The organism is Mesorhizobium sp. B2-4-12, from assembly GCF_006441575.1.
GTDB lineage: Bacteria > Pseudomonadota > Alphaproteobacteria > Rhizobiales > Rhizobiaceae > Mesorhizobium.
Genome location: NZ_VFVC01000013.1, coordinates 23,551 through 40,516 on the forward strand (window position 1 = coordinate 23,551; position 16,966 = coordinate 40,516).

Below are 16,966 nucleotides of genomic sequence, written 5' to 3' on the forward strand. Positions count from 1 at the left end.
AGGCTACAATCTGATCTCGGGCCGGGTCACCATCAGCCAGAGGATTGCAAGCACCGCGGCAAAGGCTGGAAAACCGCAGACGAACCAGGTGCGGAAGAGGCGCTTTTCCTCGTCCGGCAACGGCGCGTTTTCACGTGCTGCCTGCCGAGCCAGATCACGTATGCGCATCTGTATCCAGACAACCGGCAGCCAGAACGCGCCGGTGGCGACATAAAGCAGCAACGAAAGCACGATCCAGCCCTGCGACAGCGGCCACCCGATCTCACGGGCTAGAAACGCGCCGGTGATTGGCTGGACCACAACAGCCGTGGCGGTGAAGATGGCATCGGCGATGACGACGGTGCCTGCGACATGGGCGACGATCTCGGGCCGGCCGGTACGCTGCGCCATGAGCATGAAGAAGGCAATTCCAGCGCCGGTGCCGAACAGCACCGTTGCACCGATGACATGCACCCAGCGCAGAATGTCGGCCCAGAGGTTCATCGCTCTTCCAGGATCGCCAGCGCCACCAGGACGAGGCAGAGCGCGGGTACGGTCTTGACCAACGGTCCGAGCGGATCGAGCCAGATATCGGGAGCAAGCACGGTCGCTGCGCCAAGATAAACCAAGGTGATGGCAATCATCGCCATCAGCCCCGCCCGAGCCAGCCAACGTACCAAAACGGCGGCGCCGACCAGGATGTCGGCGACGCTCCCGGCGAGAACCATCCAGAGCGCAAGAGCGGGCGACAGGCCGCGCGATGCCAGAATGTCCGCAGCTGCATCCTGTCTGATGAAGCCGACGATGCCGGAGGCCAACCAGAACATCGATAGGACGGCAAACACCACCGGTTTCAGCAGCCACAGGCGCGCAAACCACCGCTCCTGAACATGCGCCGGCATCGCCGCCAGCGTAGCTTCCAGCGGCTGCGGCGGACGGCCGGTAATTTCGGTCCAGGCCTTGGCGTTGCCGGTAACGCCTTGCTTCAGCGCGGCAAGTGCCGCACTGCGCAAGGGAGACCGCCACCCGAGAGCGCCAAGTCCATCGGCGATGCCGCTGGCGAGCCTCCCGACGATTGCCGGCACCGTCACGACCGGCGCCTTGGGCAGGCCGAGCCAAGCACGAAACTCAAGCAGGACGTCGGCAAGAGGCCTGGCCCGTTGCTCGACCAGATCGATAATCTGCCCGCGCGCCAGACGTCCGGCGACCGCACGCGATACCGCCTCGGCGACATCCGTGACCGACACGGTCTGGATCAGCCGATCCACCAGCACCGCGGGCACAACCGCTGGAGCTGCGGCAAGCGCCCGCAACAAAGCCGTCCCGCCATAGGCAGCGGGAGCGATGACAAGACCGGGCCGCAGGATCGTCCAGTTCAGAGACGACGAAGCGACGGCGCGGTCACCTTCCGCCTTGGTCCGGAAGAAGGCGCTGTCGGAAGCGAGGTCTGCGCCAATCGCGGAAATCTGCACCAATTGGTTCACACCCACCTGTTCACAGGCGGCGATGAGCGCGGCGACCGAACGCCGGTGGATCGCATCCAGCTGATCACGAGGACCATCCTGCAAAGCGCCTGCGGCGTTCACCACCACTTCCACGCCGGCAAGCAGGGGAATCCAGTCGGCCGCTGAGAGCAGTCGCGACATATCCGCCGCGATCCACTGGACGCGGGGTCTGCGGCGCCGCGCCTGTCCGATATCGCGGCCCAGGCCGAGTAGGTGGTGGCCATCTTGAAGCAACCGTTCAAGGACGGCCTCTCCGATCAGTCCATAGCCGCCTAGAACGAGGACGTTCATCGGACTTTCATGCTGCTTCGAGCGCCGCCCTCACCGCCGCGATCGCGTCATTGGCCTTCGACGCATCCGGACCGCCGGCCTGTGCCATGTCGGGCCGGCCGCCGCCGCCCTGCCCACCTAATGCGGCGGACGCCACGCGCACCAGGTCTACGGCGCTGAAGCGGCCGACGAGGTCATCGGTCACGGCGACGACGACGCTCGCCTTGTTGTCCTCGCTGGCGCCGACAAAGACGACGACGCCGGAGCCGAGCGAGGTCTTGCCGGCATCGGCCAGCGGCTTCAGATCCTTCGGCGAAACACCGGAGACCGCCTTGCCGAGGAAGCCGACGCCCGCCACCACTTCGTTTTCAGCTGGCGCACCAGCCCCCGCACCGCCCAGCGCCAGTTTCTTGCGCGCTTCGGTCAGTTCCTTCTCGAGCTTCTTGCGCTCTTCGAGCAAAGCCTCGACACGCGCCGGCACGTCGGCCGGTGAAATCTTCAGGGTCGCCGCAGCCGTCTTAAGGCGCCGATCCTGCTCGTCGAGATGCTTACGCGCGGCTTCGCCGGTCAGCGCCTCTATCCGGCGCACACCGGCGGCGACCGCGCTGTCCGAGACGATGCGCACAAGGCCGATATCGCCGGTCGCCCTGACATGGGTGCCGCCGCAAAGCTCGACCGAATAGGGCCGGTTGGCCTTGGCGCCATGCAGTCCAGTGCCCATCGACACGACGCGCACCTCGTCGCCGTACTTCTCGCCGAACAGCGCCATGGCGCCCTCGGCAATGGCGTCGTCGACCGACATCAGCCGCGTGGTCACCGGGCTGTTCTTAACGACGATCTCGTTGGCCATGCGCTCGACTTCTTCGAGTTCCTCGGCCGAGATCGGCTTGTTGTGCGAGATGTCGAAGCGCAGCCGCTCGGGCGCGACCAACGAGCCCTTCTGGGCGACATGGGTGCCCAGCACTTCGCGCAACGCCTCATGGATGAGATGCGTCGCCGAATGGTTCGCGCGCAACCTGGAGCGCCTGTTATGGTCGACCTTCAGCTCGACGGCGGCGCCCGTCTTGACCGTGCCGTTAATCACCTTGCCGATATGCACGAACAGCCCATCCGCCTTCTTCTGCGTGTCGGAGACCTCCATCGAGAACCCCTCGCCCGAAATGACGCCGGTGTCGCCCATCTGGCCGCCGGATTCGGCATAGAACGGCGTCTGGTTGACAACCACGGCAACAGCTTCACCCTTGCCGGCGCTGTCCACGGTCTTGCCTTCCCTGACCAGCGCCTGGACGAGACCTTCCGCTTGCTCTGTCTCATAGCCGAGGAATTCGGTGGCGCCGGTCTTCTCGCGGATCGGGAACCAGACCGTCTCGGTCGCGGCCTCGCCGGAGCCTGCCCAGTGAGCGCGCGCCTCGGTCCTCTGCCGTTCCATCGCGTCGGTGAAGCCGGCAAGATCGACCGAGATGTTGCGCTGCCGCAGCGCGTCCTGCGTCAGGTCGAGCGGGAAGCCATAGGTGTCATAAAGTTTGAACGCAGTCTCGCCGTCCAGCATGTCGCCGGCATGGAGCTTTTCCGTCGCCTCCGACAGCAGGCCAAGGCCGCGCACCAGCGTCTTGCGGAAGCGGGTTTCCTCGAGTTTCAGGGTTTCGGTAATCATCTCTTCGCCGCGCACCAGCTCGGGATAGGCCTGGCCCATCTCGCGCACCAGCGCCGGCACCAGCTTCCACATCAGCGGATCGCGGGCGCCGAGCAACTGCGCATGGCGCATGGCGCGGCGCATGATGCGGCGCAGCACATAGCCGCGGCCTTCGTTCGACGGCAGCACGCCGTCGGCCACCAGGAAGGAGGACGAGCGCAGGTGATCCGCAATGACGCGGTAGGACGCCACCGTTTCCGCGCCAGGCGCCCGCCCAAGCGCGGACGACGCCGCATCGATCAGGTGGCGGAACAGGTCGGTCTCGAAGACGCTTTCCACCCCTTGCAGGATGGAGGCCATGCGCTCCAGGCCCATGCCGGTGTCGATCGACGGGCGCGGCAGGTCGATGCGCTGCTCCTTCGTCACCTGTTCATACTGCATGAACACCAGGTTCCAGAATTCGAGAAACCGGTCGCCGTCTTCCTCAGGACTGCCGGGAGGTCCACCCCAGATGTGCTCGCCACGATCGATGAAGATTTCCGAGCACGGCCCGCAGGGACCGGTGTCGCCCATCGCCCAGAAATTGTCCGAGGTCGCGATGCGGATGATGCGATCGTCCGAGAAACCGGCAATCTTCTTCCAGAAGCCGGCCGCCTCGTCGTCGGTGTGATAGACGGTGACCAGCAGCTTGTCCTTCTTCAGCCCGAACTCCCGGGTGATCAGGTTCCAGGCAAGCTCGATGGCGCGCTCCTTGAAATAGTCGCCGAAGGAGAAATTGCCGAGCATCTCGAAGAAGGTGAGATGGCGCGCGGTGTAGCCGACATTGTCGAGGTCATTGTGCTTGCCGCCGGCGCGAACGCTCTTCTGGGCGGTGGTGGCGCGCGAATAAGTCCGCTTCTCCAAACCGGTGAAGACGTTCTTGAACTGCACCATGCCGGCATTGGTGAACATCAAGGTCGGATCGTTGCGCGGCACGAGTGGGCTCGAGGCCACGACCTCATGGCCCTCCTTGCGGAAATAGTCGAGAAATGTCGACCGGATCTCGTTCACGCCACTCATGACTGCTGCCTTTTCGCGAAAACCGCCGGCACAGCCGGCGGAAACTGGTCTCTGCGTCTTAGAAAATAGACTTGGCCTTTTAGCGGGCACGCCCGACCCTGTCCAGAAACACGGAATTGGGCCAATCCAGGAGCTTACCGGTCTGCCGAAAACGAAAACCGCCGGCTCGAAGGCCGGCGGTTTGGAACGCGGTATTAAAGAACTCGGTTACTTAAGCATCAGGTGATAGGCTGAATTTATGGCCGAACTCTGGCCATTGCCCTACATCGCGCCGGCTTCGTCCTCAAAACCGTCTTCGCCACCTTCAGAACCGCCATTTTCAAGGAATTTCTCGGCGATCAATCCGGCGTTCTGCCTGAGCGCCAGTTCGATCTCGCGCGCGGTGTCGGGATTGTCGCGCAGGAACAGTTTTGCATTCTCGCGGCCCTGGCCGAGGCGCTGCGAATTGTAGGAGAACCAGGCGCCCGACTTCTCGACCACACCAGCCTTGACGCCAAGATCGACCAGTTCGCCGGTCTTGGACACGCCTTCGCCGTACATGATATCGAACTCGACCACTTTGAAGGGCGGCGCCAGCTTGTTCTTGACCACCTTGACGCGGGTCTGGTTGCCGACGACCTCGTCGCGGTCCTTGACCGAGCCGATGCGGCGGATGTCGAGGCGCACCGATGCATAGAATTTCAAAGCGTTGCCGCCCGTGGTGGTTTCGGGCGAACCGAACATGACGCCGATCTTCATGCGGATCTGATTGATGAAGATGACCATGGTGTTGGAACGTGAGATCGAAGCGGTCAGCTTGCGCAGCGCCTGGCTCATCAGCCGGGCCTGCAGGCCGGGCAGCGAATCGCCCATCTCGCCTTCGATTTCGGCACGCGGCGTCAGCGCTGCCACCGAATCGACCACCAGCACGTCGATGGCGCCGGAGCGCACCAACGTGTCGCAGATCTCCAGTGCCTGCTCGCCGGTGTCGGGCTGTGAAATCAGGAGGTTTTCGAGATCGACGCCGAGCTTGCGGGCATAGACAGGATCGAGCGCGTGCTCGGCATCGACGAAGGCGCAGATGCCGCCCTTCTTCTGGGCTTCAGCCACGGTGTGCAGGGCCAGCGTCGTCTTGCCAGAGCTTTCCGGCCCGTAGATCTCGATGATGCGGCCGCGCGGCAGGCCGCCGACGCCGAGCGCGATGTCGAGGCCGAGCGACCCGGTCGGCACTGTTTCGATCTCGACGACCTGCTCGTTGGCGCCGAGCCGCATGATCGAGCCCTTGCCGAAAGCCCGCTCGATTTGCGACAGCGCCGCATCCAGAGCCTTTGATTTGTCCACTGCCTTATCCTCTACAAGCCGCAAAGTATTCTGAGCCATGATACATCACCCCTTGGTCGTCAATGAAGGCCGGACAATCCGCAATCCCTGTCATTTTGTACCTTTTTTGTTCTCATTTGGCAAGGGGAGACAACCAACTGAAAAACAAGAGATATCCTGATCTGTTCTTTTTTTGTCTCGCAGACCGAGGCAGCGATGTCCTCGCATTGAGCCAGACGGCTCGATTGTATCGATCCGCCGAATCGCTGCCTTGCATGCGAAGCTCTGTCGCGCAGTGTAGCGCTTGTGTGGCGCCAATAACAAAGGTCATATCGCCGCCATGGTGAAATCCGCGAAGATACTGGCCGTGGGCGGCGCCCATATCGATCGGCGTGGCCAGGTGGCCGGTCCGTACGTGCCAGCGGCGTCCAATCCCGGCACAATGCGCGAGGATGTCGGCGGCGGCGTATTCAACGCGTTGCGCAGCACGGTGCGCCGAGGTGTCTCGGCTTCGCTGCTGTCGGTGCGCGGCGGCGATGCCGCGGGCGATACCGTGTCACGCGGTATAGCGGAAGCCGGCATTAAAGACCTATCGGCAGTGTTCCTCGATCGCACCACGCCGAGCTACACGGCGCTGATTGACCGCGAGGGCGAGTTGATCGTCGGCTTTGCCGACATGGTGCTTTATGATCTGGCCTTCCCCAAGCAGATCAGGCGCTCCAAGATGCGGGAGGTGGTCGCCGACGCCGACGCCATCCTGTGCGACGCCAATCTGCCGGCGTCGGCTCTGGAGCGGCTGGTCTCGCTCGCCGCCGGCAAACCGGTTTTCGCCATTGCCATTTCGCCGGCCAAGGTGACGCGGCTGATACCGGTGCTCGGCGAACTGGCGCAACTCTTCATGAACCGGCGAGAGGCCGTTGTACTGGCTGGCGTCAATTCGAGTGCCTCCGAGCGAGAGATGATCGACGGGTTGCGATGCAACGGCCTTGCCAGTGGCGTGGTCACGGCAGGCAGCGCGCCGGTGCTGGGCTTCGATGAAGCAGGCGCGTTTTCGATCCTGCCGCCTGCCCCGAGGAAAGTCGCCGATGTCACCGGCGCCGGCGACGCGCTGGCGGGTGCGACGGTCGCGGCGCTGTTGCGCGGTCTGCCACTGCGCCAGGCCTTGCGCGAAGGCGTCGCGGCGGCAACGCTGGCCATCGAAAGCGCCAACGCCGTGCCAGAATTCACCGCGGCGAGCTTCGCGGAAGCACTGGCCCTTGTGCCGGATGCGCGGGAAATGGCATGAGACCGGCAAATTCACAGCGCCGCAGGGATGTTTACGCGTCCTGATGGATGCGCCGCGATTGGAGATTCGAGATGACCCCAGAGAGCGCCCACCCCTTCATCGATGTCCATGCTCCCGTGGCGCAAGCCCTGGCTGCCGGGCGTCCCGTGGTGGCGCTGGAAAGCACCATCATCACCCATGGCATGCCCTACCCCGACAACGGTGCCATGGCGGCCAATGTCGAAAAGATCATCAGCGATGGCGGTGCCGTGCCCGCCACGATCGCCGTGGTTGGCGGCCGCATCAAGATCGGTCTTTCCGACGGCGAGCGTGAATCGCTGGCCATGACCGGCGATGCGATGAAGCTGTCGCGCGCCGACCTCGGCTTTGCAGTGGCGCAAGGGCGCACCGGCGGCACCACGGTCGCCGCGACCATGATCGCGGCGCATATGGTGGGGATAAAAGTGTTCGCCACCGGCGGCATTGGCGGCGTGCACAAAGGTGCGGAAAAGAGTTTCGACATTTCCGCCGATCTCGATGAACTGGCGCGCACACCGGTCATCGTCGTCTCGGCCGGCGCCAAGGCCATCCTCGATATCGAAAAAACGCTTGAGGTGCTGGAAACGCGCGGCGTGCCCGTGGTTGGCCATGGCTGCGAGACAATGCCGGCCTTCTGGTCGCGGCAATCGCCGTTCCGCGCGCCGTTGACCTTGCACAAACCGGAAGACATCGCGCATTTCTACAAGACGCGGGCAGCGCTCGGTCTCGGCGGCGGCGTGCTGATCGCCAACCCGGTGCCCGAAAACCATGAAATCCCGGCGGAAGAGATGGCCGGCTATATCGAAGCAGCACAGAAGGCCGCCGAGGCGCTCAACGTGAGCGGCAAGGCGGTGACGCCGTTCCTGCTGGGAAAAATCCTGGAACTGACCGGCGGCCGGAGCCTGAAGACCAACATCGCGCTGGTCGAGAACAATGCAAGATTGGCGGCGAAGATCGCCAAGGCGCTGTAGGGTTCAAATGTGAGGCGGTGCAAGAATTAACTTATCAGCCGAGTTCCCGCCCCCCCTCTGCGCCTCGACATGTCCGAGAAAGCCTGCACTGCCGCAACGTGCTACTTGCCCGCGCGCCGCCCGGCCTCATAGGCTCGCCGGGCCCAGACAGTCATTTCGTCCGGGTCATCAAAAGCGCTGTCGGGAATGCTCCAATAAGGCATGGCGACCAGCTTGCCGTGGCGCGAACCGGTATAGGTCCACTGCCGGCAACCGGCGGCTTCGAAATCGGGCGCGCTTTGCTCGTCGGCCTTGAGCAGCAATTCGCCGCGCAGCACGATGGCGACGATCACACCATCGAAATAGATGCCCTTGCCGCCGAACAGCCTGCGGATGCTGACCGGGCCAAGGCCTTCGAACAGTTCGGCGATGCGTTCATTGTCCATGCCGCGATCATGTCATCGGCATTTGACATTGTCATCGCGCAACCAAATCATGCTGACGGGCTGGGAACATTTCGTCGGAGTTTTTATCATGCCGGTTCTGCTCAAGGGATCCTGCCGCTGCAATGCCGTGCGTTTCGAGGTGGAAAGCCATACGCCCGTGCCGTTCATGCTCTGCTACTGCTCGATCTGCCGCAAGCAGCAAGGCGGCGGCGGGTTCGCCATCAATCTCGGCGCCGACTACAAAACGCTCAACATCAGGGGCAAGAGGAGCCTCGGCGTCTATCGGGCCGAGATCGAGGATGACGAGCATTTGCAATGCGAAATCTCGACGGGGGAACGCAATTTCTGCCGCAAATGCGGATCGGCGTTGTGGCTCTACGATCCGACATGGCCGGATCTGGTGCATCCCTTCGCCTCGGCGATCGACAGCGACCTGCCGAAACCACCTGAGAAGGTGCACCTGATGCTGAAATACAAGGCGAGCTGGGTAGAGCCTGATGTCGGCAAGGGCGACAAGACGTTCGACATCTATCCCGAGGAATCGATCGCCGACTGGCACAAGCGGGTGGGGATGTGGGTTGCGTAACGTTCTTCGCCCATTTACCGGGCGAAGATGCCGGCAGGCAGACTGCGCAAATGTTGGAGAGGCTGGCGCTGCCCCTCATCCGGCCTTCGGGCCCTTCGTCATTCGAAAAGCCAAGCAATTGGCTTTTCGCCCGCTGCGCGGACCACTCCTCACCTCCCCGTAAATGGGGCGAAGGAAGTGCTTTAGGCGGAGGCGCGCGCCTCTGCCAGCGCCTTCAGGTCGGCCGGCTTCAGCTCGACCGATTCGCCGCAGCCACAGGCCGAGCTCTGGTTCGGATTGTGGAAGGTGAAGCCGGTGCGCAAAGTCGTCTGCTCGAAATCCATCTGCGTGCCGAACAGGAACAGCGCCGCTTCCGGCGCGACATAGACGTGTGCGCCGTCGCGCTCGATGTGGTCGTCCTTGGCGTTGGGCTCGGTCACCAGATCGATCGTGTATTCCATGCCGGCGCAGCCGCCCTTCTTGATGCCGAGGCGGATGCCATGCGCCTTCTCGCGTGTGGCGACGATCTCGCGCACCCGCTCGGCGGCCTTTTCGGTCATGGTGATGACGGCAAAGCGTCCCATTCTTTTTCCTTCTCCATTCCGTGCAGGTTCAAGGTCTGCCGAATGATTCTCACCTAAAATGGTGAAGTTTTATCCATGGTGCAAGTGTGCCAAGCTCAACGCTAGTACCAGCCAACCGCGACCTGCGCCTCTTCCGACATGCGGTCGGGCGTCCATGGCGGGTCGAAGGTCATGTTGACTTCGACGCCTGATACGCCTTCGACGGCGCCGACGGCGTTTTCCACCCAACCGGGCATTTCGCCGGCCACCGGGCAGCCGGGGGCGGTCAGCGTCATGTCGATCTTGACCGAGCGGTCGTCCTCGATGTCGATCTTGTAGACGAGGCCGAGCTCGTAAATGTCGGCCGGGATTTCCGGGTCGTAGACGGTCTTCAGCGCCGAGACGATGTCGTCGGTCAGCCGCGCCAGTTCGTCGGCGGGAATGGCCGTGGCGGAGACGACGCCATTGACGCCGGCTTCCGGCGCGGCCTCTGTGGCTGTGCTGATATCTTCCATGGTCGTCACCCGAAAAACTTGCGCGCTTTTTCAAGCGCCTCGGCCAAAGCGTCGACTTCGGCCCTGGTATTATACATGCCGAACGATGCCCTGCATGTGGAGGTTACGCCAAAGCGTTTCAACAGCGGCTGGGCGCAATGCGTACCGGCGCGCACTGCCACACCCTGCCTGTCTATCACCATCGACACGTCATGGGCGTGAATGCCCTGCAATTCGAAGGAGATGATGGCGCCCTTGCCCGGCGCGTCGCCGAAGATGCGCAGCGAATTGATGGCGCGCAGCCGTTCATGGGCATAGTTCTTGAGGTCTTGCTCATGCGCCGCGATGCGTTCCCGACCGACAGAGTCCATGTAGTCGAGCGCAGCACCCAGCCCGATCGCCTGCACAATCGGCGGCGTGCCGGCCTCAAAACGATGCGGCGGCTCGTTGTAGGTGACGATGTCTTCCGTCACCTCCTCGATCATTTCGCCACCGCCCATGAAGGGGCGCATACCCCCGAGAATGTCCTTCTTGCCGTAGAGAACGCCGATGCCCGAGGGGCCATAGACCTTGTGGCCGGTGAAGACGAAGAAGTCGCAATCCAGGTCCTGCACGTCGATCGGCATATGCACGGCGCTCTGGCTGCCGTCGACGAGCACTGGAATGCCCCGCGCATGCGCGATGCGCACGATCTCCTTGATCGGCGTCACCGTGCCCAACGCATTCGACATCTGCGTGATGGCGACAAGCTTTGTCCTGTTAGTCAGCCGCTTTTCGAATTCCTCGATGTGGAAGACACCGAGATCGTCGACCGGCATCCAGACCAGCCTGGCGCCCTGCCGTTCGCGGATGAAATGCCAGGGAACGATGTTGGAATGATGCTCCATGATCGACAGCACGATTTCGTCGCCCTCGCCGATATTGGGCATGCCATAGCCATAAGCCACCGTGTTGATCGCCGAGGTCGTATTCGAGGTGAAGACGATGTTGTCGGTGCTTGGCGCATTGAGGAAACGGCGCACCGTCTCACGCGCCTTTTCATAGGCGTCGGTCGCGGCGTTGGACAGGAAATGCAGGCCGCGATGGACGTTGGCGTATTCCTGGGAATAGGCGTGCTGGATCGTGTCCAGCACCACCTGCGGCTTCTGCGCCGAGGCGCCATTGTCGAGATAGACAAGAGGCTTGCCATAGACTTGCCGCGACAGGATCGGAAAGTCGCGGCGGATCGCCTCGACGTCGTAGGGGATGGTTTCGACTTTCTGGTCCATCATAAGCTCTTCCGAGGCATCGCCTCATTCCGTCCAGCACCTCTCATCCGTCTCGGCGCTTCGCGCCAATCCACCTTCTCCCACAAAGGGGGAAGGAAGAGTGCTTACCCGTGTGTCACGAACCATTCATCGAGCCGCGCTTCCAGCGCCTCGACGATCGTCTCGTCATCCATCTCCTCGATCACCTCGGCGACGAACGCTTTCACCAGAAGGCCCCGTGCGGTCTTCTCGTCGACGCCGCGCGCCATCAGGTAGAACAGATGGTCGTGGTCGATCTCGGTGACCGTCGCGCCGTGGCCGCAGACGACGTCGTCGGCGAAGATTTCGAGTTCGGGCTTGGTCGAGAACTCGCCATCGTCCGACAGAAGCAGCGTGTTGCAGGCCATCTTGGCGTTGGTCTTCTGCGCATATTGATGGACGTTGATGCGGCCCTGGAAGACACCGCGCGCTTTGCCGGTGACGACATTGCGGATCACTTCCGTCGATGTCGTATGCGGGACTGCGTGGTCGAGCACCATCGTCACATCGGTGTGTGTGTCGCCCGCCAACAGATTGATGCCACGCAACTTGAAGTCGGCGCCCTCGCCGGTGGTCTTGATCACGATCTCCTGGCGCACCAATCTGCCGCCGGCGTTCATGACGAACAGCGTCAGCTTCGCGTTCTTGCCGATATGGGCCTTGAACTGCGCCAGATGCGTGGCCGTGTCCGGCTGCTCCTGCACGATCAGCCAGGTCACCTCGGCGCCCTCGCCGAGCACGAGCTGGCTCACCGAGCTGACCAGCGCCACGCCCTCACCTGCCTGACGCTCGACTATAACTGCCTTGCCGCCAGCGCCGACGCGTACAGGTAAACGCACATGGGTCTGGCCGCCTGCCTGCAAATTCTGCAATTCGAGCGGCTTTTCCAGCTCGGCGCCGTCGGCAATATCGATGAAATAACCGTCGGCGACAAAGGCCGTGTTCAGCGCGCCGATAGCGTCGTCGCTGCCATAGGGAGCGAGGCCCGGCGCAATGCTACCGTCGGTCAGCTTTTCCGATAGGCGTTGCACGCTGACGCCCTCGACGACGGGCGCCTTGGCGCTCGACGCGCCGTTCAGCATGGCCAGAACCGTCGAGCCTTCAACGATTGGCGCAATGGCTTTCGCCGCGGCGGCCGGATCGAAATCCGGAACCGTGTTCAACAACCGGCGCAGATCGGTGTAGTGCCAGGATTCGACGCGCCGCGTCGGCAGGCCGTGCTTGATCGCCTCGATAGCGTCGTCGCGCTTCAGCATCACTGCGCCGTCACCCGGCAGCAGCGACAGCCGATCGCCGAACGCGTCGATCAACGCTGTCTCGGCCGGTGTCCGCTGCGGTTGTGCGTGCATGTTCATCAGTCTTGCCTCCGCCATTTCACGCGGCTTCGCCGATCACGCCGGCATAGCCGTTGGCTTCGAGGTCGAGCGCCAGCGACTTGTCGCCCGACTTGATGACCTGGCCTTTGTAGAGCACGTGTACGCTGTCGGGCACGATGTGCTCGAGCAGACGCTGGTAGTGGGTGATGACCAGGAAGGCCCGGTCGGGCGAACGCAGCGCGTTGACGCCGTCGGACACGATCTTCAGCGCATCGATGTCAAGGCCGGAATCGGTCTCGTCGAGCACGCAGAGTTTCGGCTCCAGAAGCTTCATCTGCAGGATCTCGGCGCGCTTCTTCTCGCCGCCGGAGAAACCGACGTTGAGCGGCCGCTTCAGCATGTTGATGTCCATGTTGAGCGAGGCGGCGGCTTCCTTCACGCGCTTGAGAAATTCCGGGATCTTCAGCGGCTCCTCGCCGCGCGCCTTGCGCTGCTCGTTCATCGCCACCTTCAGGAATTCCATGGTCGCCACGCCCGGTATCTCCATGGGATACTGGAAGGCGAGGAAGATTCCGGAAGTAGCGCGCTCGGCCGGATCCATTTCGAGGATCGACTGGCCGTTGTAGAGGATGTCGCCCTCCGTCACCTCATAGTCCTCTCGCCCCGCCAGGATGTAGGACAGCGTCGATTTGCCCGAGCCGTTCGGGCCCATGATGGCGGCGACCTCGCCGGCTTTCACCGTCAGGTTCAAGCCGCGGATGATTTCGGTGCCGTCATCGACGATGCGGGCATGCAGGTTCTTGATCTCAAGCATTGTTCTTTTCTCTGAAATAGTCGTCGTAAGTGATGGAGTAATCGGTGTGACGGCGCTGCAGCGCCTTGAACCACCAGAAGGACAGGCCGAAGGCGATAGCGAAGACGGCGAGGCCGACATAGAGGTTGACGAAGGCGGCCAGCAGGATGCCGGCAAATGCCGAGACGACGGTCGCCCCGGCATACTTCGCCATGGCGATGTTGCCCTCGCGGCGAACAGCCCAAAGTCGCCGCCAGCGGACGGCAAACCAGATGTCCTCTCTGAGAATGGGCGCGCTCATCGATATCACCCAGCACCGCCATCGACTTTGTGCTGCCCCATTGGTCTCATCCGGTTAACAAGGCCCAACACTAAAAAGGCAGCAAAAAAGCAGGACACTCCCAAGACGGATAGCGAGCCGCCGACTTGCTTCAGAACCGGAAGGTCGCCGATAGAGCCGACGAGCGCCAACACGGCACCGGCGACCGCAAGGAACAGCGCTACCGCCAAGGCACCAAGTAGCATGTTTCCCAGGAACTTCAGCATATTCTCGACTAGCCCACGCTTCCTTCCAGCGAGATGCCGATCAGCTTCTGCGCCTCCACCGCGAACTCCATCGGCAGTTGCTGGATGACGTCCTTGACGAAGCCGTTGACGATCAGCGCGATCGCCTCTTCTTCCGGAATGCCGCGCTGCATGACGTAGAACTTCTGGTCCTCGGAAATCTTCGACGTCGTCGCCTCGTGCTCGAACTGCGCCGTCGAGTTCTTGGCTTCCATGTAGGGCACGGTGTGCGCGCCGCATTGGTCGCCGATCAGCAACGAGTCGCAATTGGTGAAGTTGCGGGCGTTGGTCGCCTTGCGGTGCGCCGAGACCTGGCCGCGATAGGTGTTCTGCGAGAAGCCGGCAGCGATGCCCTTGGAGATGATGCGGCTCGACGTGTTCTTGCCGAGATGGATCATCTTGGTGCCCGAGTCGACCTGCTGATAGCCGTTCGACACCGCAATCGAATAGAATTCGCCCGAGGAATCGTCGCCGCGCAGGATGCAGCTCGGATACTTCCACGTGATGGCCGAGCCGGTTTCGACCTGCGTCCACGAGATCTTCGAACGGTCGCCACGGCAGTCGCCGCGCTTGGTGACGAAATTGTAGATGCCGCCCTTGCCCTCGGCATCGCCGGGGTACCAGTTCTGCACGGTCGAATATTTGATCTCGGCATCGTCGAGCGCCACCAGTTCGACGACAGCGGCGTGAAGCTGGTTCTCGTCGCGCTGCGGCGCCGTGCAGCCTTCGAGATAGGAGACGTAGGCCCCCTCCTCGGCGATGATCAGCGTGCGCTCGAACTGGCCGGTGTTCTTCTCGTTCATGCGGAAATAGGTCGACAGCTCCATCGGGCAGCGCACGCCCTTGGGCACGAAGACGAACGAGCCGTCGGTGAAGACAGCCGAATTCAGCGTGGCGTAGAAATTGTCGGATGTCGGCACCACCGAGCCCAGATATTTCTGTACCAGTTCGGGGTGCTCGCGGATGGCTTCCGAGATCGAGCAGAAGATAACGCCGGCCTGCGCCAACTCCTTCTTGAAGGTTGTGACGACCGAGACGGAATCGAACACCGCGTCGACCGCGACGCGGCCCGATTTATAGACATTGTCGCTGACTTCCTCGAGTTCGGAAGCATCGGTCTTCTGGACGCCAGCCAGGATTTCCTGCTCCTTCAGCGGAATGCCGAGCTTCTCGTAGACCTTCAGCAGTTCGGGATCGACATCGCTCAGCGACTTCGGGCCGGGCGTGCTCTTGGGCGCCGCGTAGTAATAGATGTCCTGGAAATCGATCTTGGGATAGTTGACGCGCGCCCAGGTCGGCTCCTCGAGCGTCAGCCAGCGGCGATAGGCTTCCAGGCGCCATTCCAGCATCCAGGACGGTTCGTCCTTCTTTGCCGAAATGAAACGGATGATGTCTTCGCTCAGGCCCTTGGGGGCCTTGTCGACAGCGATTTCGGTCTGGAATCCATATTTATACTGGTCGACATCGATCTTGCGGACTCGATCGATCGTCTCCTGCACAGCAGGCATAAGCGTTCTCCATCCACGCCGGGGTCAAGGCCCGACAGTTTTCAAACTATGGCACCGCCGAAATGGACACCAAAAGGGGCATTCGCGGCAGCGTAGTTTCATATAGTGCGCTTCGACCGGAAATTCACCCGGCCAGCATGAAACGCACGGCTCTACCAGGCCCGAAGGCCCGAATACGTTACCCAAACATCGGATTTTCCCGAAAACCGCTACGCACTTTTCGGTCCGATGCTCCCAACCGCTACGCGGCTTTATCCCTATCCGCCTTGTCTCTGGCGGCTTGGCGCGCGGCGATCCCCGCCAGCGCGGCGCGGAACAGTTCGATGTCCTCGGCGCCCGTCGCCGAACCGATCGACACGCGCAAGGCGCCGAGACTGTCGCCGTAGCCCATTGCCTTCAGCACATGGCTCGGCCCGACCTTGCCCGACGAGCAGGCGGAGCCGGCCGACAGCGCCACACCGGCCAGATCGAAAGCGATCTGCGCGGTTTCCGCCTTGACGTTCGCAATAGCGAAGAATGTCGTGTTGGCAAGCCTTGGCGCGCCGGTTCCAAAGATTTCCGCCTCGGGCACCAGCGTTTTCACGATGGCCTCGATCTCGTCACGGCGCTGTCGCACCGCATCCATAGCCTGCAATTCGGCCAAAGCCTCACGCGCGGCCGCGCCAAAACCGGCGATGGCGGCGAGGTTTTCCGTTCCGCCGCGGTGGCCCTTTTCCTGGCCTCCACCGTTGATCAGGGGCTTGGGCATCATCAGATCGGCGGCGGCGACAATGGCCCCAACGCCCTTGGGGCCACCGATCTTGTGCGAAGACAGAATCAAATAATCGGCGTAACCCGCTGACATATCGATTGAAACACGGCCCGCGGCTTGAACCGCATCAACGACGAGAACGCCGCCCGCGGCCTTCACGATCCCTGCGATACGATCGATCGGCTGGATGACGCCGGTCTCGTTGTTAGCGGCATGGATCGCCACCAGCGGCAGGCCATCGGCCTCGTCGTGAGCGTCAAGCGCGGTAGCCAAGGCGACAAGATCGGCAATGCCACTGGCATCGACGCCGATGCGCGTCACCTGCGCTGCCGGGAAGCGCCCGCCATTCAACAGGCAGGGATGGTCGGCCGCCGACACGTAAAGCCGGCTCATGCGAACGCTGCCACGCCCCATCTGCCAGTCCGGGGTCAGCAGCGTCGAGGCCGCTTCGGTCGCGCCGGAGGTGAACACGACATGCTCGGGCCTGGCATTCACCAGCGCCGCAACCTCACGCCTCGCAGTCTCGATCAGGCGTCGCGCCGCGCGCCCTTCGGCGTGGACCGAGGACGGATTGGCGGTCACGTCCAGCGCCGCGACCATAGCCTCGCGTGCCGCCGCGAGCAGCGGAGCGCTGGCATTGTAGTCGAGATAGGCGCGTTTTGCGGCCATTTTCGTCCAGTCG

17 protein-coding genes are annotated in these 16,966 nt (G+C 62.6%); 3 read left to right on the forward strand and 14 right to left on the reverse strand.

The genetic code is table 11. The features are described from left to right. Window positions 1-3: 3 nt before the first annotated feature. The 4 genes from FJ934_RS10440 to recA form a co-directional block, all read right to left on the reverse strand. Window positions 4-483 carry a DUF2269 domain-containing protein gene (locus FJ934_RS10440; protein WP_140609404.1) on the reverse strand — a complete coding sequence of 160 codons (480 nt, stop codon included), beginning with the start codon at window positions 481-483 and terminating at the stop codon, window positions 4-6. Further along, on the reverse strand, window positions 480-1,775 hold the full coding sequence (locus FJ934_RS10445; protein ID WP_140609406.1) for an SDR family oxidoreductase: 1,296 nt from the start codon (window positions 1,773-1,775) through the stop codon (window positions 480-482). Before FJ934_RS10445 ends, FJ934_RS10440 begins: the two co-directional genes overlap by 4 nt. A 7-nt stretch (window positions 1,776-1,782) precedes the next feature. Next, window positions 1,783-4,446, reverse strand: coding sequence for an alanine--tRNA ligase (gene alaS, locus FJ934_RS10450; protein WP_140609408.1), 2,664 nt, complete (start codon window positions 4,444-4,446; stop codon window positions 1,783-1,785). Window positions 4,447-4,707: 261 nt separating this feature from the next. Next, window positions 4,708-5,805, reverse strand: coding sequence for a recombinase RecA (gene recA, locus FJ934_RS10455; protein ID WP_140609410.1), 1,098 nt, complete (start codon window positions 5,803-5,805; stop codon window positions 4,708-4,710). Between the two features lie 280 nt (window positions 5,806-6,085). Here recA and FJ934_RS10460 point away from each other — a divergent pair, with 280 nt between their 5' ends. Together FJ934_RS10460 and FJ934_RS10465 are read left to right on the forward strand one after the other, a co-directional pair. Beyond that, window positions 6,086-7,030: a carbohydrate kinase family protein gene (locus FJ934_RS10460; protein WP_140609412.1), complete on the forward strand. Its 945-nt coding sequence runs from the start codon at window positions 6,086-6,088 to the stop codon at window positions 7,028-7,030. A 71-nt stretch (window positions 7,031-7,101) separates the two neighbouring features. Then, window positions 7,102-8,019 (forward strand): pseudouridine-5'-phosphate glycosidase, encoded by a 918-nt coding sequence (locus tag FJ934_RS10465; RefSeq protein WP_140609414.1) that lies wholly within the window; start codon window positions 7,102-7,104, stop codon window positions 8,017-8,019. Window positions 8,020-8,120: 101 nt separating this feature from the next. On the opposite strand, the gene FJ934_RS10470 is transcribed toward FJ934_RS10465, so the two are convergent. After that, entirely contained in the window at window positions 8,121-8,444 is a 324-nt protein-coding gene (locus FJ934_RS10470; RefSeq protein WP_140609417.1) for a TfoX/Sxy family protein, read from the reverse strand. 88 nt (window positions 8,445-8,532) lie between these two features. Here FJ934_RS10470 and FJ934_RS10475 point away from each other — a divergent pair, with 88 nt between their 5' ends. Then, window positions 8,533-9,030, forward strand: a complete 498-nt coding sequence (locus FJ934_RS10475) for a GFA family protein (RefSeq protein WP_140609419.1) — start codon at window positions 8,533-8,535, stop codon at window positions 9,028-9,030. 182 nt (window positions 9,031-9,212) lie between these two features. On the opposite strand, the gene sufA is transcribed toward FJ934_RS10475, so the two are convergent. From sufA to FJ934_RS10520, 9 genes are all read right to left on the reverse strand, one after another. Continuing rightward, window positions 9,213-9,593 carry a Fe-S cluster assembly scaffold SufA gene (sufA, locus tag FJ934_RS10480; RefSeq protein WP_140609421.1) on the reverse strand — a complete coding sequence of 127 codons (381 nt, stop codon included), beginning with the start codon at window positions 9,591-9,593 and terminating at the stop codon, window positions 9,213-9,215. A 101-nt stretch (window positions 9,594-9,694) separates the two neighbouring features. Further along, window positions 9,695-10,087 (reverse strand): SUF system Fe-S cluster assembly protein, encoded by a 393-nt coding sequence (locus tag FJ934_RS10485; RefSeq protein WP_140609423.1) that lies wholly within the window; start codon window positions 10,085-10,087, stop codon window positions 9,695-9,697. A gap of 5 nt (window positions 10,088-10,092) precedes the next feature. Continuing rightward, window positions 10,093-11,334 carry a cysteine desulfurase gene (locus tag FJ934_RS10490; protein ID WP_140609561.1) on the reverse strand — a complete coding sequence of 414 codons (1,242 nt, stop codon included), beginning with the start codon at window positions 11,332-11,334 and terminating at the stop codon, window positions 10,093-10,095. 104 nt (window positions 11,335-11,438) lie between these two features. Beyond that, window positions 11,439-12,707, reverse strand: a complete 1,269-nt coding sequence (gene sufD / locus FJ934_RS10495; protein WP_140609425.1) for a Fe-S cluster assembly protein SufD — start codon at window positions 12,705-12,707, stop codon at window positions 11,439-11,441. A 19-nt stretch (window positions 12,708-12,726) separates the two neighbouring features. Further along, the gene (sufC, locus tag FJ934_RS10500; RefSeq protein ID WP_140609427.1) at window positions 12,727-13,482 is read right to left on the reverse strand and encodes a Fe-S cluster assembly ATPase SufC; all 756 of its coding nucleotides are present in this window, start codon (window positions 13,480-13,482) and stop codon (window positions 12,727-12,729) included. Beyond that, complete coding sequence (locus tag FJ934_RS10505) at window positions 13,475-13,762, reverse strand: hypothetical protein (protein ID WP_140609429.1); 288 nt, start codon at window positions 13,760-13,762, stop codon at window positions 13,475-13,477. The genes sufC and FJ934_RS10505 overlap by 8 nt, the downstream gene beginning before the upstream one ends. 5 nt (window positions 13,763-13,767) lie before the next feature. Then, a complete protein-coding gene (locus FJ934_RS10510; protein WP_140609431.1) occupies window positions 13,768-14,007 on the reverse strand; it encodes a hypothetical protein in 240 nt (79 codons plus the stop codon). A gap of 8 nt (window positions 14,008-14,015) precedes the next feature. Then, on the reverse strand, window positions 14,016-15,533 hold the full coding sequence (gene sufB / locus FJ934_RS10515; RefSeq protein WP_140609433.1) for a Fe-S cluster assembly protein SufB: 1,518 nt from the start codon (window positions 15,531-15,533) through the stop codon (window positions 14,016-14,018). 241 nt (window positions 15,534-15,774) lie between these two features. Continuing rightward, window positions 15,775-16,953: a cysteine desulfurase family protein gene (locus FJ934_RS10520; RefSeq protein WP_140609435.1), complete on the reverse strand. Its 1,179-nt coding sequence runs from the start codon at window positions 16,951-16,953 to the stop codon at window positions 15,775-15,777. Between the last annotated feature and the right edge of the window lie 13 nt (window positions 16,954-16,966).